The 19,530-nt window shown below is 42.7% G+C and carries 16 protein-coding genes and 4 tRNA genes; 18 read left to right on the forward strand and 2 right to left on the reverse strand.

All coding sequences use genetic code 11. The features are described 5' to 3' along the window. The 14 genes from proA to luxS all read left to right on the forward strand — a co-directional run bounded on the left by proA (nt 1) and on the right by luxS (nt 13,880). Nucleotides 1-1,254: a glutamate-5-semialdehyde dehydrogenase gene (gene proA / locus HFU86_RS04865; RefSeq protein ID WP_108479427.1), complete on the forward strand. Its 1,254-nt coding sequence runs from the start codon at nt 1-3 to the stop codon at nt 1,252-1,254. A 132-nt stretch (nt 1,255-1,386) separates the two neighbouring features. Beyond that, on the forward strand, nt 1,387-1,884 hold the full coding sequence (gene aroL / locus HFU86_RS04870) for a shikimate kinase AroL (RefSeq protein ID WP_036954209.1): 498 nt from the start codon (nt 1,387-1,389) through the stop codon (nt 1,882-1,884). Between the two features lie 126 nt (nt 1,885-2,010). Then, the gene (aas, locus tag HFU86_RS04875) at nt 2,011-4,158 is read left to right on the forward strand and encodes a bifunctional acyl-ACP--phospholipid O-acyltransferase/long-chain-fatty-acid--ACP ligase (RefSeq protein ID WP_187128824.1); all 2,148 of its coding nucleotides are present in this window, start codon (nt 2,011-2,013) and stop codon (nt 4,156-4,158) included. 1 nt (nt 4,159) lies between these two features. After that, on the forward strand, nt 4,160-5,362 hold the full coding sequence (gene lplT, locus HFU86_RS04880) for a lysophospholipid transporter LplT (protein WP_187128825.1): 1,203 nt from the start codon (nt 4,160-4,162) through the stop codon (nt 5,360-5,362). Nucleotides 5,363-5,376: 14 nt separating this feature from the next. Further along, complete coding sequence (gene pncC / locus HFU86_RS04885; protein WP_165906942.1) at nt 5,377-5,892, forward strand: nicotinamide-nucleotide amidase; 516 nt, start codon at nt 5,377-5,379, stop codon at nt 5,890-5,892. 92 nt (nt 5,893-5,984) lie between these two features. After that, nucleotides 5,985-7,052, forward strand: a complete 1,068-nt coding sequence (gene recA, locus HFU86_RS04890; RefSeq protein ID WP_036954212.1) for a recombinase RecA — start codon at nt 5,985-5,987, stop codon at nt 7,050-7,052. Nucleotides 7,053-7,377: 325 nt separating this feature from the next. Next, complete coding sequence (gene alaS, locus HFU86_RS04895; RefSeq protein ID WP_187128826.1) at nt 7,378-10,005, forward strand: alanine--tRNA ligase; 2,628 nt, start codon at nt 7,378-7,380, stop codon at nt 10,003-10,005. Nucleotides 10,006-10,230: 225 nt separating this feature from the next. After that, nucleotides 10,231-10,416, forward strand: coding sequence for a carbon storage regulator CsrA (gene csrA, locus HFU86_RS04900; RefSeq protein WP_004264815.1), 186 nt, complete (start codon nt 10,231-10,233; stop codon nt 10,414-10,416). A 438-nt stretch (nt 10,417-10,854) separates the two neighbouring features. After that, a tRNA-Ser gene (locus tag HFU86_RS04905) sits at nt 10,855-10,947 on the forward strand. A gap of 11 nt (nt 10,948-10,958) precedes the next feature. Next, nucleotides 10,959-11,035: transfer RNA gene (locus tag HFU86_RS04910), tRNA-Arg, on the forward strand. A gap of 173 nt (nt 11,036-11,208) precedes the next feature. Continuing rightward, nucleotides 11,209-11,285: transfer RNA gene (locus HFU86_RS04915), tRNA-Arg, on the forward strand. Between the two features lie 101 nt (nt 11,286-11,386). Next, nucleotides 11,387-11,463, forward strand: a tRNA-Arg gene (locus HFU86_RS04920). A gap of 185 nt (nt 11,464-11,648) precedes the next feature. Beyond that, complete coding sequence (gene gshA, locus HFU86_RS04925; RefSeq protein ID WP_187128827.1) at nt 11,649-13,208, forward strand: glutamate--cysteine ligase; 1,560 nt, start codon at nt 11,649-11,651, stop codon at nt 13,206-13,208. 156 nt (nt 13,209-13,364) lie between these two features. Then, on the forward strand, nt 13,365-13,880 hold the full coding sequence (gene luxS / locus HFU86_RS04930; protein ID WP_036949818.1) for an S-ribosylhomocysteine lyase: 516 nt from the start codon (nt 13,365-13,367) through the stop codon (nt 13,878-13,880). Nucleotides 13,881-13,965: 85 nt separating this feature from the next. Here luxS and HFU86_RS04935 read toward each other — a convergent pair whose 3' ends face one another. Beyond that, complete coding sequence (locus HFU86_RS04935; protein ID WP_132496278.1) at nt 13,966-15,252, reverse strand: CNNM domain-containing protein; 1,287 nt, start codon at nt 15,250-15,252, stop codon at nt 13,966-13,968. A 45-nt stretch (nt 15,253-15,297) separates the two neighbouring features. Next, entirely contained in the window at nt 15,298-16,089 is a 792-nt protein-coding gene (locus tag HFU86_RS04940) for a cytochrome C assembly family protein (RefSeq protein WP_108479420.1), read from the reverse strand. A gap of 283 nt (nt 16,090-16,372) precedes the next feature. Here HFU86_RS04940 and ffh point away from each other — a divergent pair, with 283 nt between their 5' ends. From ffh to trmD, 4 genes are all read left to right on the forward strand, one after another. Further along, on the forward strand, nt 16,373-17,734 hold the full coding sequence (ffh, locus tag HFU86_RS04945; protein WP_036949826.1) for a signal recognition particle protein: 1,362 nt from the start codon (nt 16,373-16,375) through the stop codon (nt 17,732-17,734). Between the two features lie 137 nt (nt 17,735-17,871). Further along, nucleotides 17,872-18,120 carry a 30S ribosomal protein S16 gene (gene rpsP / locus HFU86_RS04950; RefSeq protein ID WP_036949828.1) on the forward strand — a complete coding sequence of 83 codons (249 nt, stop codon included), beginning with the start codon at nt 17,872-17,874 and terminating at the stop codon, nt 18,118-18,120. Nucleotides 18,121-18,138: 18 nt separating this feature from the next. Continuing rightward, on the forward strand, nt 18,139-18,687 hold the full coding sequence (gene rimM / locus HFU86_RS04955; protein WP_036949830.1) for a ribosome maturation factor RimM: 549 nt from the start codon (nt 18,139-18,141) through the stop codon (nt 18,685-18,687). 37 nt (nt 18,688-18,724) lie between these two features. Then, on the forward strand, nt 18,725-19,489 hold the full coding sequence (trmD, locus tag HFU86_RS04960; RefSeq protein ID WP_036949832.1) for a tRNA (guanosine(37)-N1)-methyltransferase TrmD: 765 nt from the start codon (nt 18,725-18,727) through the stop codon (nt 19,487-19,489). The last annotated feature ends 41 nt before the right edge of the window (nt 19,490-19,530 follow it).

Here is a 19,530-nt window from a genome sequence, read left to right on the forward strand (position 1 = left end):
ATGTTAGAACAAATGGGTAAAGCGGCGCGTGAAGCGTCATGGCAGTTGGCTCAATTCAATACCAAACAAAAAAATAGTGCGCTTGAGCAAATTGCTGACCTCTTAGAGCAAAAGAGTGCCAGTATTTTAGCGGCTAACCAGCTGGATATGGCTCAAGCTCAACAAAGCGGTATGAGTGAGGCATTACAAGATCGTTTATTGCTGACCCAAGCGCGCTTAAAAAGTATTGCGGATGACGTCAGAAAAGTGTGCCAACTGGCTGATCCGGTAGGGCAAGTCCTTGATGGTAGCGAGTTAGATAGTGGATTAAATTTACAACGTCGCCGTGTTCCGTTAGGGGTCATTGGAGTTATCTATGAAGCTCGTCCTAATGTCACTGTGGATGTCGCTTCTTTATGTTTAAAAACGGGAAATGCGGTCATTCTGCGTGGTGGAAAAGAGACGCATAATACTAATCTTGCTGTGGTAGAGGTTATTCAGCAAGCGCTGAAAAATAGCGGGCTGCCAGCCAATGCAGTACAGGCAATCAATAATCCGGATCGTGAATTAGTGACTCAGTTATTAAAATTGGATCGCTATGTGGATATGCTGATTCCTCGCGGTGGCGCAGGGTTACATAAACTATGTCGTGAACAATCCACGATCCCGGTGATCACTGGCGGAATTGGTGTTTGCCATACTTTTGTAGATGACTCTGTGGATTTTGATAAGGCACTGAGTGTCATTACTAATGCTAAAGTTCAGCGCCCAAGCGCATGTAATTCATTGGAAACACTGTTGGTTCACGAAAATATTGCAGCGAGTTTCTTACCGCGTTTAAGTGAGAAAATGGCTCAGCAGCAAGTGACATTACATGCCAGCGAAAAAGCAATGGCATTCTTGAAAGATGGCGTGGCTAAAGTAGTGCCTGTTCAAGCGGAAAACTTAGTTGATGAATGGTTATCTTTGGACTTGAACGTTGAGATTGTTTCAGGGATTGATGCCGCTATCGAGCATATTCGCCATTATGGTACCGCGCATTCTGACGCTATCTTAACGGAATCTATTCGCCAAGCGGATTACTTTGTACAGCGTGTGGATTCAGCTGCGGTATATGTGAATGCCAGCACCCGTTTTACCGATGGTGGACAGTTTGGACTCGGTGCTGAAGTGGCTGTGAGTACCCAAAAACTCCATTCCCGTGGACCTATGGGGTTAGATGCACTGACTACTTATAAATGGATTGGTTACGGTGATTTTTTAAGTCGACCATAATTTAATCATAATAATTTCGAGCCACACTGCGTGTGGCTTTATTTTTTAGATTATTCGCCATTTTGGCTAACCTGCTAGAAGCATGTGTATGGCAAATTTATCATAGTAATCATGATGATGGGATGAATATAGATGTTCTACATTATTGGACCTAGAGGCTCAGGAAAAACAACAATTGGTAAGAAACTCGCGGAAAAAACGGGTTACCAGTTTATTGACACCGACAAACTTATTTTTGAACATGCAGGAATGAGCATCGCTGACATTGTCAAGCAACAAGGTTGGGACTATTTTCGTCAGCTTGAAAGCCAAATTCTTGCTTCAATCGAACCACAAAAAGCCATTGTTTCAACAGGGGGAGGGATTATTTTAGCCTCTGAGAATCAGCAGGTTATGCGAGATAATGGAACGGTTATTTATTTACGTTCAACCCCAGAAACTCTCGCACAGCGGCTGGCGGCAGAGCCTCAAGCAGAACAGCGACCGAGCTTAACCGGAAAATCACTGCTTGAAGAAATTGAAGAGGTAATGGAGCAGCGTGATCCTATCTATTTATCGACTGCGCACCACGTTATTGATGCCAATCAATCCATTGATGCTATCATTAACCAGATCGCAAATTTGAGATAAATATTAGGTATACCAGTACCTTTAGGAATAAACCCCTTAATGAGGTGCATGGGTATCGAGATAATTATTGTAGTATCTAATTGTTAATCAATAGATAAAATTATCATCATAAGAAAGGGAATCATTATGTTGGCAAAGATAATAAAAAAAGTACTGAAGTTTTTGTTTCGTGTCGAAGTCATTGGCAACCTAAATGAGTTCAATCAAGACAAATGTATCATTACGCCAAACCATGTCTCTTTTCTTGATGGTGTGTTGATTGCGCTATTCTTACCAGTAAGACCTGTATTTGCTGTGTATAGCATGGTGGCGACGCCTAAGATGATCAAGCGTCTTAAGCCTTATGCCGATGTTGTTGCATTAGATCCAAAAAATCCATTAGGTCTCAGACACCTTGTTCGTGAAGTGGACAAAGGCCGCCCCATCGTTATTTTCCCAGAAGGCCGCATTTCTGTTCACGGCTCTTTAATGAAGATCTATGAAGGCGCTGCTTTCGTCGCTGCTAAATCAGGAGCAAAAATTGTCCCTATTCGTATTGATGGTGCTGAGCGAAGTCATTTTGGGCGCTTAAAAGGGGTTATCCCGTTAAAGTGGTTCCCGAAAATCAAGTTACATATCCTACCTGCTGAAGCCATTCCTATGCCGGATGCACCTCGTGCGGTTGAGCGCCGAGCACTAGCGGGAGAACATCTTTACCAAATCATGAAAGCGGCACGTATGGCAAGCCGCCCGCAAATGACATTAGTCGAAGCCTTTATTGATAGTATTGAGCGTTATGGACGTCGTTCTCGCTGTATTGAAGATATCGCCTTTAAAGAGGATAGCTATCAAGGATTACTAAAAAAATCCCTTGGTGTTGGACGAATTATCGAACGCTATACCCATGAAAATGAGCGTGTAGGGTTATTGCTACCCAATGCGACAGTGACCGCGGCAGCAATTTTCGGTTGTTTAATGCGTGGGCGAGTGCCTGCGATGCTGAACTACACTGCGGGGAGTCATGGGATCAGTAATGCACTGAAAGCATCGACGGCGAAAGTGGTTTTCACCTCAAGACAATTTTTGGAAAAAGGGAAGCTGACCCATATTCCTGAGCAAGTACCTGAAGCCACGTGGATTTACCTCGAAGATTTAAAAGATACTGTCACTTTCCAAGATAAATGGTGGATTGTTAAGCACTTATTTTCACCACGTAATGCGATTATTCCTCGAAATGTGGATGATGAAGCTATTGTATTGTTTACCTCTGGCTCTGAAGGAACGCCAAAAGGCGTAGTACATAGTCATCGAAGCTTAATGGCGAACGTTGAACAGATAAAAACCATTGCCGACTTTACGCCGCGTGACCGTTTTATGTCATCGCTTCCGCTATTCCATGCATTTGGATTAACGGTTGGGTTATTTATTCCACTGTTTTCGGGTAGCCGTGTTTTCCTATACCCAAGCCCATTACATTACCGAATTATTCCTGAGTTAGTGTATGACCGAAATTGTACCGTTCTGTTTGGAACCTCAACATTCTTAGGTAATTACGCACGTTTTGCCCATCCGTATGATTTCGCAAGAGTACGCTATGTCGTGGCTGGCGCCGAAAAACTGTCGGATAAAACTAAGAAAATTTGGTACGAAAAATTTGGTATCCGTATTCTTGAAGGCTATGGCGTGACAGAGTGTGCGCCGATTGTCTCTATTAATGTCCCTATGGCAGCGAAAGAAGGCTCTGTAGGTCAGATATTACCCTGTATGGAAGCCCGTATTATCCCATTGCCGGGCATTGAGCACGGCGGAAAACTTCAACTGAAAGGCCCTAATATTATGAAGGGCTATTTACGAGTTGAAGCGCCGGGTGTGCTAGAGGAGCCAAAAGCGGAGAATGCTCAGGGCGAGTTAGAGCTTGGCTGGTATGACACAGGGGATATTGTTGAGTTAGATAATAAAAACTTCTGCACCATTAAAGGACGAGTAAAACGATTTGCTAAACTCGCTGGTGAAATGGTTTCTCTTGAAAGTATTGAACAAATGGTGGCTGAGATTTCGCCAAGTTGCGACCACGGAGTTGTGACTAAACCTGACAGTAGCAAAGGTGAAGCGTTGGTGCTTTTTACCACCGATAAGGATCTTGACCGAGGCGCATTGTCTGCTGCAGCGAAAAGTAAAGGTTTAACCGAATTGGCGGTTCCGCGGGATATCCGCTGGGTTAAAGCCTTACCAGTATTAGGTAGTGGAAAAACGGATTTCGTGACATTAAAACAGATGGCGTTAACAGGGGAATAATATGCAGGAGAGCACACCAAACACGCCACTGATGAGCACTGGGATGAAAGCCGTTCTGGCATCTCAGTTTCTTTCTGCGTTTGCAGATAACGCTTTATTATTCGCGATATTAGCGCAGCTAAAAGCGGAATTTTACCCAGAATGGAGCCATCCAATTCTACAAATGGTGTTTGTTTTCACCTATATTGTGCTGGCACCATTTGTGGGGCAAATAGCGGATAGATTCTCTAAAGGTCGCGTGATGCTGTTTTCCAACATATTTAAATTTGTTGGGGCATTGGGGATCTGTTTAGGGGTTAACCCATTCTTATGCTATGGGTTAGTAGGTGTCGGTGCTGCGGCGTATTCCCCTGCAAAATACGGTATTTTGGGCGAGCTGACCGGAGGCGATAATTTAGTAAAAGCTAACGGTTTAATGGAGGCTTCAACGATAGCTGCGATTTTAGTGGGCTCTGTGGTGGGCGGTATGCTCTCTGACATTAACCTATTATTGGCGTTGGGAACCTGCTCTTTACTGTATGCGCTAGCGGTCATTGTAAACTTTTTTATTCCACATTTAGCGGCGGCAAGACCAGGAACAGGATGGAATTTCAAACTGTTGCTGGTGGATTTTTTCTCCGCCTGTCGTATTTTATGGGCAAACCAAGAAAGCCGATTCTCCCTTGTGGGTACCAGCATGTTTTGGGGTGCAGGGGTGACATTACGTTTCTTGTTGGTAGCATGGGTGCCAGTGGCCTTAGGATTACAAGATAATACAACCCCGACCATTTTGAATGCGATGGTTGCAATAGGTATTGTGGTGGGGGCAGGGTTAGCGGCGAAATTTATCACCTTAAAAACGGTTTATCGCTGTATTCCCGCTGGGATCGTAATTGGGGTTATGGTCGTTTTCCTGTCACTGCAAACCAATATTATTCCTTCATATTTTATATTGATGGTATTAGGGATTTTTGGTGGATTATTTGTGGTTCCACTGAATGCTTTGCTTCAAGAGAAGGGTAAAGAAACGGTCGGAGCAGGTAATGCCATCGCAGTACAAAATCTCGGTGAAAACAGCGCCATGCTATTAATGCTAGGGTTATATTCTCTGGCGATAAAGGTTGGGTTCTCAGTCGTGAGCGTGGGTGTCGGTTTTGGTGTAGTGTTTGCTATCGCGATTGCAGGGCTGTGGATTTGGGATCGCGCTCGTAAAAAAACAGCATAATGGTGAATAGCCAAATGATAGATGAGAAGCAACTCGAAATATTAAGTATTCAGTTAGGACAGCGTTTACTGCAACTTGATAAAACAGTGACGGCGGCAGAATCCTGTACTGGTGGATGGATTGCCAAAGTGTTGACGGATATCTCTGGTAGCTCGGCTTATTTTAACCGTGGATTTGTGACTTACAGTAATGAAGCCAAGCACCAAATGATTGGGGTAACGAACGACTCATTAACGCGTTTTGGTGCAGTCAGTCAGCAAGTGGTTCAGGAAATGGCACTTGGCGCATTAAATGAAGCTCAGGCAGATTTTGCGATGTCAGTCAGCGGAATTGCCGGACCGGGTGGCGGAAGCAAGGACAAGCCAGTAGGAACAGTTTGGTTTGGTTTTGCATTAAAGCAGTCCAATGGTACTGTGGATGTCGTGACTCGTCATCAAGTATTCGAAGGTGATAGGTATCAAGTTCGTTTACAATCAACAGGTTATTCGATAGAAACGCTTTTACAGTTAATATCTGAAAAATTTTCTTGATACTGTATGATTATACAGTATACTTAGTTCCATCAAATCGAATTCAATCGTTTTATTCGCAATGGTTGTCACCATTGCCTTAGGGAGTAAACATGGCTATTGATGAAAACAAACAAAAAGCACTTGCTGCGGCATTAGGTCAAATCGAAAAGCAATTCGGTAAAGGTTCTATTATGCGTCTTGGTGAAGACCGCACAATGGATGTTGAAACCATTTCAACAGGCTCTTTATCTCTTGACGTTGCTTTAGGTGCGGGTGGTTTGCCATTAGGGCGTATTGTTGAAATCTACGGTCCTGAATCTTCCGGTAAAACGACATTAACTTTGCAAGTTATTGCTGCAGCACAACGTAGTGGTAAAACGTGTGCATTTATTGATGCTGAGCACGCACTTGACCCTATCTACGCGAAAAAATTAGGCGTTGATATTGATAACCTGCTGTGTTCCCAACCAGATACTGGTGAGCAAGCGTTAGAGATCTGTGATGCATTAACTCGCTCTGGTGCAGTAGACGTGATCATCGTTGACTCCGTTGCAGCATTAACACCAAAAGCTGAAATTGAAGGTGAAATTGGTGATTCTCATATGGGTCTTGCGGCGCGTATGATGAGCCAAGCAATGCGTAAATTAGCGGGTAACCTGAAAAACTCAAATACCTTGCTGATTTTCATCAACCAGATCCGTATGAAGATTGGTGTGATGTTTGGTAACCCAGAAACCACGACTGGTGGTAACGCACTGAAATTCTATGCTTCTGTCCGTTTAGATATCCGCCGTATTGGTGCAGTGAAAAACGGTGAAGAAATTGTTGGTAGCGAAACTCGCGTTAAAGTTGTGAAAAACAAAGTTGCAGCGCCATTTAAACAAGCTGAATTCCAAATCCTTTATGGTGAAGGTATCAATACCTTCGGTGAGCTAATTGACTTAGGTGTTAAACATAAGCTGATTGAAAAAGCGGGTGCTTGGTACAGCTATAACGGCGACAAAATTGGTCAAGGTAAAGCGAACTCGACAACTTACCTGAAAGAACATCCTGAAGTTGCACAAGAAATTGATAAAAAACTGCGTGATTTATTATTAAACCACACAGGTGAATTTAACAGTGCAGCAACTGATTTCATCAGTGATTCTGATGAAGAAGAAGTTCCAGAAGAATTTTAATTCAACGCTAACTTGTTGAAATAAGTTGATATCAAAAGCGCCATTCTTAATTGATTGGCGCTTTTTTGTATCTGCCTATCACAATAATAGTTTATTGAACAGTTTTTCTGTGGAAAAATACCCTAGCCAGAGGTATAAACATACTTTCAGAAAATATTCAGACGCTTTACAATGAAAGCCGCGAATGGATGTATCTATATTTTACTTCTATACAAAGAGACTTTATCTTATCAGTCACTTTTTAATCGGAGAGTTGATTAGAGGTGATGTTACATTCCATCTCAACAATTCGTAATTCTGTTTCCAGCTTGATATCGGGATAAATATGAGTAAAAGCACCGCTGAGATCCGTCAAGCGTTTCTCGACTTTTTCCATACGAAAGGTCATCAGGTGGTAGCCAGCAGTTCGCTAGTGCCAAATAATGACCCAACACTATTGTTCACTAACGCAGGGATGAACCAGTTCAAAGATGTATTTCTTGGTCTGGATAAACGAGCATATTCCCGAGCGACAACCGCACAACGTTGTGTACGTGCAGGTGGTAAACATAACGACTTAGAAAACGTGGGCTATACAGCTCGCCACCACACATTCTTTGAAATGTTAGGTAACTTTAGCTTCGGTGATTACTTTAAACACGATGCTATTCGTTTTGCATGGGAACTTTTAACCAGCGAACAATGGTTTAACCTGCCAAAAGAAAAACTGTGGGTTACTGTATACGCGACTGACGATGAAGCTTACGATATTTGGAACAAAGAAATTGGTGTTCCTGTTGAGCGTATTATTCGTATCGGTGACAACAAAGGTGCTCCTTACGCCTCTGACAACTTCTGGCAGATGGGTGACACTGGGCCTTGCGGACCATGTACCGAAATTTTCTTTGACCATGGCGATCACATCTGGGGTGGCCCTCCAGGAAGTCCAGAAGAAGATGGCGACCGCTATATCGAAATCTGGAACCTCGTCTTTATGCAGTTCAACCGTCAATCTGACGGTACCATGGAACCACTACCAAAACCTTCTGTAGACACAGGTATGGGGCTGGAACGTATTTCTGCGGTTCTGCAACACGTGAATTCGAACTATGAAATCGATATTTTCCGTGAACTGATTGCTGCAGCAGCAGAAGCGACAGGTGCAACTGACTTGTCCAACAAATCTCTGCGCGTTATTGCTGACCATATTCGTTCATGCGCATTCTTAGTGAGTGATGGTGTCATTCCATCAAACGAAGGTCGTGGTTACGTTTTACGTCGTATTATTCGTCGTGCGGTACGTCATGGTTACATGCTGGGCGCAAAAGAAACGTTCTTCTATAAATTAGTTTCTACCCTAATTAAAGTGATGGGACCTGCTGCGGAAGAGCTACAGCGTCAACAAGCTTTAGTTGAGAAAGTATTAAAAACTGAAGAAGAGCAGTTTGCGCGCACCTTAGAACGCGGTCTGCAATTATTAGATGAAGAGCTGGCATCACTGAAAGGCGATACGCTAGATGGAGAAACTGCATTCCGTCTCTATGATACTTATGGATTCCCGTTAGATTTAACGGCTGATGTTTGTCGTGAGCGTAATCTTAAAGTGGATGAAGAAGGCTTTGAGCGCGCAATGGAAGATCAGCGTCGTCGTGCGAGAGAATCGAGCGGCTTTGGCGCAGACTATAATGCTCTGATCAAAGTTGACAAACATAGTGAATTCTCAGGCTATCAGCATGATGAGCAGCAAGCGACTATCACTGCATTATATAAAGATGGTCAGCCAGTTGATTCCCTGCAAGCGGGGGATGAAGGTTTAGTCATTTTAGATAAAACTGCATTCTACGCAGAATCAGGCGGTCAAGTTGGTGATACTGGTGCTCTTAAAAATGACAGCGCTAACTTTACGGTTACTGATACTCAAAAATATGGTCAAGCAATTGGTCATGTGGGTAAAGTCGAATCTGGCTCATTAGTTGTTAACCATCGAATTGCAGCTATAGTCAATAGTGAAAGACGTAATGCTATTCGCTTAAACCACTCGGCGACTCACTTATTACATGCCGCATTACGCCAAGTCTTAGGCGAGCACGTTTCTCAAAAAGGCTCGTTGGTGAATGACAAGTATCTCCGTTTTGACTTCTCTCATTTTGAAGCGATGACACAACAGCAACTGCGTCAAGTGGAAGATATTGTGAACGCGCAGATCCGTCAAAACTCAGAAATTGAAACTGAGTTGATGGATTTAGAGGGTGCGAAAGCGAAAGGGGCTATGGCATTATTCGGTGAAAAATATGAAGAGCGCGTACGTGTTCTGAGTATGGGGGATTTCTCCATCGAATTATGTGGTGGTACACATGCTAGGCGCACAGGGGATATTGGTTTATTCAGTATCTTAAGTGAGTCTGGTACCGCTGCTGGGGTTCGTCGTATCGAAGCGACAACTGGCGCAACTGCAATGGAGCACTTACATGCTCAATCAGAACAACTTTCTGCTATTGCTCATCTATTAAAAGGTGATGCAACTAGCCTAGTTGAGAAAGTTAAAGCTGCATTGGATAAATCACGAAATCTTGAAAAAGAGATTTTGCAATTAAAAGATCAGCAAGCCTCTCAAGAAAGTGCTTCACTAGGTAGTAAAGCGAAAGATGTTAAAGGTATCAAACTATTAGTTAGTCAATTAAGCGATACTGATCCTAAACTATTGAGAACAATGGTCGATGATCTAAAAAATCAGCTGAAATCGGCGATTATCGTGCTTTCAACCACAAGTGGTGATAAAGTCAGTATAATTGTTGGTGTGACTAATGATTTGACTGCTAAAATTAAAGCAGGTGATTTGGTATCCTATGTTGCTCAGCAAGTAGGCGGTAAAGGTGGCGGTCGACCAGACATGGCGATGGCTGGAGGTACTGACGTAAGCGCATTACCAACAGCGATGGAAAGTGTCGAACAATGGGTTGATTCGAAACTGTAATTGCTGCGAAGTTACCCCATTTTAATGGGGTAACTTTAATCTGTTGCAGCATTGTTAATATGTTGCCGGTAGTGTTATATTTTGCTTGTAAATAATTAGAATTATTGCCTTGATGGCATCAATGCTTTAGGTGAATGTCATTGCTTTACGTTTTCACGGTGTGTGATGGACAATAGCGGGGAATACCTAGAGACCCGACTCTTTTAATATTTCAAGGAGCAAAGAATGCTTATTCTGACTCGTCGAGTTGGTGAAACACTCATGATAGGCGATGAGGTAACAGTGACCGTATTGGGCGTAAAAGGCAACCAAGTACGTATTGGTGTTAATGCCCCAAAAGAAGTTTCTGTTCACCGTGAAGAAATTTATCAACGGATCCAGGCCGAAAAGACTCAACCAGACAATCAATAATAATGAATAAGCGTCCAGTGAGTTATCACACAGCAATCATGGGCGCTTGTCTTTCTCTTTTTTATCTTTAGTCATTCCCTAATCTTTCTATTTTTTAATTGGCTTAGCACATTATGTTGGTGTTGAGCGCTATCTCTTTGAATGAATCCACCTTTCTTTCTGTACTATTTTTATGCTACTAAGCTACGTGCTATCAATTTTCTCTATTTTTTTCTGAATTTTTTATAATAAGATTGAAGATAATAAAGGGGCAAAAAAGCACGGAAATATTGCTTTTTCGGTGTTAAACTAATCATCTTGCTTGTGAAATGTGCAAACGATCATTGGAATGCAAAAAGTTTGGAAAAATTGTTTGACTTCTAAGTCTAGGAAAGTAATATGTGCGCCACACAGAGACGAGATGTTTAAACAAAAACAAATCGTATGTGACTAAAATATGGTGAGGTGGCCGAGAGGCTGAAGGCGCTCCCCTGCTAAGGGAGTATGCGGTCAAAAGCTGCATCGAGGGTTCGAATCCCTCCCTCACCGCCATTTTAGGCTCTGCATCCGTAGCTCAGCTGGATAGAGTACTCGGCTACGAACCGAGCGGTCGGAGGTTCGAATCCTCCCGGATGCACCATTTTCTACCTTATAAGCAAAGCTGATAGGGTGATGTTTTGGTTTATAGCGAACTGAAACAAAAGTAGTTTAGATTTAATATGGTTCTTAAAGCTAATAAGATTTATAACCATAAATATTGAAGTAGATTTTGATTAAGCAGTATTGAGAGAGAAGTACGTATTGCACTAAAATGCATCCGTAGCTCAGCTGGATAGAGTACTCGGCTACGAACCGAGCGGTCGGAGGTTCGAATCCTCCCGGATGCACCATCTCTTAAACATTTCTGTAGTATCAACAATTCTGTCATCAATTTCATAAATCAAAATTACTGCTGTAGTCATACAGCATCGATTGATAATCGACAAATTTTGCATCCGTAGCTCAGCTGGATAGAGTACTCGGCTACGAACCGAGCGGTCGGAGGTTCGAATCCTCCCGGATGCACCATCATTAAAAAACTCCTCAATCTGAGGAGTTTTTTTTTGCCTAAAATCCTAACTTACTATCTTCCTTCCTTTTCTTTCTGTTTTCTCATCGGGTAAACCACACATCTAGACAGCGACAATTTATGTGATTTAAGCTAAAGTAATCACCTTATTAAAATAAAACTAAATCACAGGCGGGAGGTCGATTTGATCCCGGACGTATCAAAAGCGCTCTCATGGTTAGAAGCGCACCCGGAAATTCTCAATGGCATTCAACGCGGTATTGAACGTGAAACACTACGCGTGACACCTCAAGGTGCGTTAGCCGAGACATTACATCCAGATGAGCTGGGGAAAGCCCTTACCCATAAATGGATCACCACGGATTTTGCGGAATCCTTACTCGAATTTATTACTCCTGTAGATAAAAGCATTAGCCACAACTTGGCTTTTTTGCGAGATCTACATCGCTATACGGCACGTCATTTACACGATGAAAGAATGTGGCCGTTAAGTATGCCTTGCTTTATTGCAAGTGAAGATAAGATCACACTAGCGCAATACGGTAGCTCCAATGTGGGGCAATTTAAAACGCTGTATCGTGAAGGGTTAAAAAACCGCTATGGGGCATTAATGCAAACCATCGCGGGGGTTCACTATAACTTCTCATTCCCAATTGAGTTTTGGAAAGCGTGGGCAGGTGTTGAAGACGCAGAAAGCGGAAAGGAAAAAATTTCTGAAGGCTATTTACGCCTAATCAGGAACTACTATCGCTTTGGTTGGGTGATTCCATACTTATTTGGTGCATCTCCCGCTATTTGCGGCTCTTTCTTGAAGAACAGAGAAACCTCACTGAATTTTAATAAAACTGAGTGTGGTACTTATTATCTGCCTTATGCAACCTCATTGAGAATGAGTGATTTAGGTTACACCAATAAATCTCAGAGTGATTTAAATATTACGTTTAACCACCTTGATGAATATGTGGAAAATCTGAAGAAAGCTATTCATAAGCCTTCCGCTGAATTTGAAAAGTTGGGCGTGAAAAAAGATGGCAAGTACGTTCAGCTGAACACTAATGTGTTACAAATCGAGAATGAGCTGTATGCGCCAATTCGTCCGAAGCGTGTACCACAAGGCAATGAATCGCCTTCTGATGCATTATTACGTGGCGGTATCGAATATATTGAAGTTCGCTCCCTTGATATCAACCCATTTAGTCCGATTGGGGTTAATGAAACCCAAGCTCGCTTTGTGGATTTATTCCTCATTTGGTGCGTGCTTGCAGATGCCCCGGAAATGAATGTTCAAGAGTTGGATTGCTGTCGCAAAAACTGGAACCGCGTGATCCTTGAAGGTCGTAAGCCGGAACAGGTGATAGGCTTTGGTTGTGGTAGCGAGCTTAAGCCATTGGTTGAAGTGGGACAAACGCTGTTTAAAGATCTGATCCGTGTGGCTGAAGTCTTAGATACCTGCTGTGATGCCAAATACAAAGATGTGTGCCATCAGTTTGTCGCCATGTTTGAAGATCCAAACTTGACCTATTCAGCGCTGGTGATGGACGAAATGCTGGAAAAAGGTATTGGTGGTTATGGGTTAGAATTAGCTGAAAAATATTATCATCAGTTAATTAATGAATCTTATGAAGTGATCACTGAAGAGCAGTTTGAACAGGCGCGTTTGGCTTCAATTGAGAAACAAAAGCGAATGGAGCAGGATCAGAGTGAAAGCTTTGAAGAGTATCTTAAGATCCACGCAGGACGCTAAAAGAAAATGGCCACAACAAGGTGGCCAAACAAAAAATCTTTTAAAGAATTAGGGATGATAACAATTTGCGCGTCTTTCACATATTCAGACTCTGCATTTTTGGATTAGTTTCATTTTTTTCAAAATTATTTTTTTTATTTTTATGGAGGTCATGAAATGCCGTTATTAGACAGTTTTACTGTGGATCATACGCGTATGGCTGCTCCTGCTGTTCGTGTAGCGAAAACGATGACAACGCCTCATGGGGACACTATCACTGTATTCGATTTACGCTTTACAGTCCCAAATAAAGAAGCAATGACAGAAAAAGGAACACATACCCTAGAGCACCTTTTTGCTGGCTTCATGCGAGATCACCTTAATGGTAACGGTGTTGAAATCATCGATATTTCGCCAATGGGATGCCGTACAGGCTTCTATATGAGCTTGATTGGTCAACCGGATGAACAGCGTGTTGCTAACGCCTGGAAGGCTGCTATGCAGGATGTACTGCATGTACAAGACCAAAATAAGATCCCAGAGCTTAATGTGTACCAATGTGGTACTTACAAGATGCACTCTCTTGAAGAAGCTCAGCAAATTGCTCGAAGTGTGCTAGCGAAAGATATTCTCGTCAATAAAAACGATGAACTTGCATTGCCAGAAGAAAAGCTTGCCCAGCTTCACGTTTAATTATTGAAAAAGATAGACTAAAAAGCCTTAAAATCACCGATCAATTGGTCAGGGTTTTAAGGCTTTTTTTCTTTGAAATGAACAATTAAAATTCAGGAGCTTGTGAGTCAAAACCGAGCGGAGTGATTTTTACCTGCTTGATAATATTATCGTTGATCACTAAAACTTCGATAACATAGTGCCCAATAACAATTTGTTCTTCAGGTTGTGGAATATCACCTAATACCTCTAAAACCATCCCATTAACGGTTCTAGGACCATCAATAGGGAGGTTCCAATCAAATGCTTTATTCAGGTCACGAATGTTTGCTGTTCCATCCACAAGGACGCTGCCGTCGCTCTGAGGCATGACTTCTTCAGCTAGAGAAGGCGACATTGATGTTGTGAAATCACCGACAATTTCTTCCAAAATATCTTCTACGGTGATCAAACCTTGGATCTCGCCATACTCATCAACGATGATGCCAAGCTTCTCTTTTTTATGCTGGAAATTAACCAGCTGAACGTTGAGTGGCGTACTATTGGGAATGAAATAGATACTATCGGCGGCTTTGATCAAATTCTGCTTGTTGAACTCACGTTTCTCTACCATCAATCGATAAGCTTCTCGCACACGCAAAATACCAATCAAATCATCAAGAGAATCACGATACAGGACAATACGTCCATGAGGGGAGTGAGTGAGCTGCCTAACAATCGACTTCCAATCATCATTAATATCGATCCCCACAATTTCATTACGTGGCAGCATAATATCGCCAACGGTGACTTTGTCTAAATCAAGAATCGAAATCAGCATGTCTTGATTACGGCGGCTGAGCTTGTTTTTGGACTCATGAACAATGGTACGCAACTCTTCTTTATTGACCGCATCATTACGAGTATTTGAGACATTTATCCCACAGCAACGCATAAAAAGGGCAGAAATAGTATTAAACGCCCACACGACAGGTAGCATGATTTTTTGCAGTGGCGTAAGAATAAAGCTACTAGGAAAGGCAATACGTTCTGGATACAGTGCCGCAATGGTTTTTGGCATCACTTCTGCAAATAGCAGAATAACAAATGTGAGCACGCCAGTTGCAATGGCGACACCCATATTGCCATATAAGCGGATCCCGATAATGGTCGCGAGAGCAGAGGCAACAATGTTGATTAGGTTGTTACCAATCAATACTAAGCCCAGTAAGCGGTCGGGATGGCGCAGTAGTTTTTCAACACGGATAGCGGAGCGATTACCTTGTTTCGCTAAATGTTTTAACCGATAACGGTTCAACGTCATCATACTGGTTTCTGACGCTGAAAAATAAGCGGATAAAAAAATTAAAACAATCAGTATGATGATTAGAGTACCAGTAGATACTTCATCCAAAACAAGGTTCCTTTTTTATAACAGCCGTTTAAAGCTAAAATGGCTCTATGCCATGGTTAATTGCTGAATCAATCGATTACCAAAAAACGCCAAGGTAAGGATAAGTGAACCGCCCACATGGAAAAAGAGGACGCGTTTGCCTCGCCATCCACCATGAAAATGTCCCCATAGTAAAATAACGTAAACAAACCAAGCAATGACAGAGAGTACGGATTTGTGGATATTCTCTTTATCAAAGATGTTATCCATATAAATAAAGCCCGTGCACAGTGTTAAGGTCAAGAGAATGACTCCCACCTGAGTGACGTGAAACATTTTGCGTTCAATGACCATCATTGGCGGCATATCAGGGCTAAATTTCAGAATTTTGTTTTTAAGTTGGTAGTCAATAATGGCAACTTGAAATGCATATAACGCCGCGATAAGCAACGTAGCATAGCTTAATAATGCTAAGCCAATATGGACAAATAATGGGGTGCTTGCCTCTAAATGAGTAATAAACTCACCCGGCATAATTGTAGATAAAATCAGGTTAATAATCGCGAAACTATACACAATAGGGGTTAAGTACCACGCGCGGCCTAAATAGGAAACCACGGTCATAATCAAACACATTAAGAGGCTGACAGAGGAGCCTAAATTTAAGAGGGTGAGATTTTGCCCGCTGGCTTCACTAAAGATTTGTAATTTCAACGTGATTGCGTGAGTAACCATCGCCACGATAGCTAATAAAATAGCCAATCGACGATAAAGAGCTTGCTTGCGCACTTGTCCGGGAACGATCAGCAGCAGACTGACCATGTATGTACAAACTGCTATGACTGCAAATACGGGCATAGTATAGTGTCGTTATTCATTTTAAGTGGATAGTAATTAACTAGTATAACCCGTGCAAGTGTAGGCTCCAACTATTGGTATGACGTATCGCTGTATATTCTTTACTAATCGCTCATTTAGGCTAACTAAACGAAGCAGCGAAACCCCATCAAGTGTGATACAATCGGCGACCAACACAGCGTTGAATTGTGCCGTGGCTATCTTGAGTTTGCCCTTGAAATACAGCGCGCGAGTAACCAAATAAGGCTACATATAGGCCCATAACAGAATTGAGCTAAGACACATGTTTGATAATTTAACTGACAGACTATCGCGCACTTTGCGCAATATCAGCGGGCGTGGACGTCTGACTGATGACAATATTAAAGATACATTACGCGAAGTTCGCATGGCGTTACTGGAAGCCGACGTTGCTTTGCCAGTCGTCCGTGAATTTATTCAAAAAGTCAAAGAAAGTGCCGTTGGTCAAGACGTTAATAAAAGCCTAACACCGGGTCAAGAGTTCATTAAAATTGTTCAAAATGAACTGACCCGCGCAATGGGTGAAGAGAATCACCAGCTGAATTTATCTGCTCAGCCCCCAGCTGTTGTGTTGATGGCAGGTTTGCAAGGTGCGGGTAAAACAACCAGCGTTGCAAAACTGGGTAAACTATTAAAAGAAAAACAAAAGAAAAAAGTCTTAGTGGTTTCTGCCGACGTTTATCGCCCTGCGGCGATTAAACAGTTAGAAACTTTAGCACAAGCGGTTGGCGTTGATTTCTTTCCATCTGAAGTTCAAGAAAAGCCAGCGGCAATTGTTCAAAAAGCCTTAAAACACGCACAATTACAATTCTACGATGTGTTGTTAGTGGATACCGCTGGTCGTTTACACGTTGATGAAGCGATGATGGAGGAGATCCAAGAAGTCCATCGTATAATCAATCCAGTTGAAACCTTGTTTGTGGTTGATGCCATGACAGGGCAAGATGCGGCAAACACAGCGAAAGCCTTTAACGAAGCATTGCCATTAACAGGGGTTGTTTTAACCAAAGTTGACGGTGATGCGCGTGGTGGTGCTGCATTATCTATCCGCTCCATTACTGGTAAGCCAATCAAATTCTTAGGGGTTGGCGAAAAAACTGACGCCCTTGAGCCATTCCATCCAGAGCGCGTGGCTTCACGTATTTTAGGTATGGGAGATGTGTTATCTCTGATTGAAGAGATTGAACACAAAGTTGACCGTGATGAAGCAGAGAAATTAGCGAAGAAGCTGAAAACAGGGGATACCTTTGATTTTAATGACTTCTTAAATCAGCTAAAACAGATGCGTAATATGGGCGGAATGACCAGCATGTTGAGTAAGATGCCTGGTATGTCCCAGTTACCAGATGCTGTTAAATCCCAAATGGATGACAAAATTACTATCCGTATGGAAGCGATGATCCAATCCATGACGCGTAAAGAACGCGAAAAACCAGAGATTATCAAAGGATCGCGTAAGCGTCGTATTGCTGCGGGTTCTGGAACCACAGTACAAGAGGTTAATAAACTCTTAAAACAGTTTGATGATATGCAGCGCATGATGAAAAAGATGAAAAAAGGCGGTCTCGCCAAGATGATGCGCGGTATGAAGGGGATGATGCCTCCGGGTTTCCCGGGGCGTTAAGCAATAAAGCCTGAAACAAAAGTGTACTTTTGATTGATTTTTTCGTCAAAGTGAGTAAACTTTTCGGGCTTTTTATATAACAGCCGGACTCTATCCCTCGATGGAGTCTGGTTGTTTTGTTAACTAATGAGGATGTTATGGTAACAATTCGTTTATCTCGTGGCGGCGCTAAAAAACGTCCGTTCTACCAAATCGTTGTAACCGATAGCCGCAATGCGCGTGACGGTCGTTTCATTGAGCGTATCGGTTTCTTCAACCCGATCGCTGCAGGTCAAGCAGAAGAACTGCGTTTAGACCTGGACCGTATTGAGCATTGGGTTGGCTTAGGCGCAACTGTTTCTGACCGTGTTGCACAACTGGTCAAACAAGCTAAAAAAGTAGCTTAATCTGTCACGGTGGTAACAATGAGCAAGCAAACTAAACTACTGCCTCCTGCGAACCCAATTGTATTGGGCAAATTAGGCGCGGCATACGGTATTCGTGGTTGGCTCAAAGTTTTTTCCTCCACCGAACATGCTGAAAGTATTTTTGATTATCAACCTTGGTTTATCCAACGCTCTGGTCAATGGCAACATATTGAAATAGAAGATTGGAAACATCATAACAAAGATATCATCGTCAAGCTCAAAGGGGTCGAAGACCGCGATGCAGCTGCTCTATTGACCAATTTTGAAATTGCGGTTGATTCAACCCAACTTCCTGATTTGGACAACGACGAATACTACTGGAAAGACCTTATGGGCTGCCATGTAGTGACGTCTGAGGGCTACGACCTTGGTACTGTCATTGATATGATGGAAACGGGATCGAATGACGTTCTCGTCATCAAGGCAAATTTAAAAGATGCATTTGGCATCAAGGAGCGGTTGGTTCCGTTTCTTGATGGGCAGGTTATCAAGAAAGTCGATCTCTCCACCAAAACTATTGAAGTGGAGTGGGATCCTGGTTTTTAAATCTCCGGTTTACCGGTTTTTATGAGTGGGATAAATCATGTGGATTGGGGTAATTAGCCTGTTTCCCGAAATGTTCCGCGCAATAACCGAGTACGGGGTAACTGGTCGGGCAGTGAAAAATAGCCTGCTAACGGTTGAGTGTTGGAATCCGCGAGATTTTACTCACGATAGACACAAAACCGTTGATGATCGCCCTTATGGTGGTGGTCCAGGCATGCTGATGATGGTGCAACCGTTAAAAGATGCAATCCACGCAGCAAAAGCTGAGGCCGGTGATGGTGCAAAAGTGATTTACCTTTCACCTCAAGGTCGCAAACTCGGTCAAGACGGAGTTTGTGAACTGGCAACAAATGAGAAAATAATTCTGGTTTGTGGTCGTTATGAAGGTATTGATGAGCGGATCATTCAAACCGAAATTGATGAAGAATGGTCAATCGGTGATTACGTTCTCAGTGGCGGGGAGCTCCCTGCTATGGTGTTGATAGACTCAGTCTCTCGGTTTATTCCTGGAGTATTAGGTCATCAAGCTTCAGCTCAAGAAGATTCTTTTGCTGATGGTTTGTTAGATTGTCCTCACTATACCCGACCAGAGGTGTTAGACGGCATGCAAGTTCCTGACATACTACTTTCAGGAAACCATGCCAAGATCGATAGCTGGCGCATGAAGCAGTCACTCGGTCGTACCTGGCTTAGAAGACCTGAGCTTCTAGAAAGCCTAGCTCTGACTGACGAGCAGAGGATGTTGCTAGCTGAGTTCCAACGGGAATTTCAGGCTGAGCAACCAGTGAATCCAGACAATTAATTGTCTAAACATATCAGTTTACCTAGGGTAAGAGAGTTATT

The sequence above is a fragment of the Providencia sp. JUb39 genome (assembly GCF_012272845.1).
Taxonomy (GTDB): Bacteria; Pseudomonadota; Gammaproteobacteria; order Enterobacterales; family Enterobacteriaceae; genus Providencia; species Providencia lanzhouensis.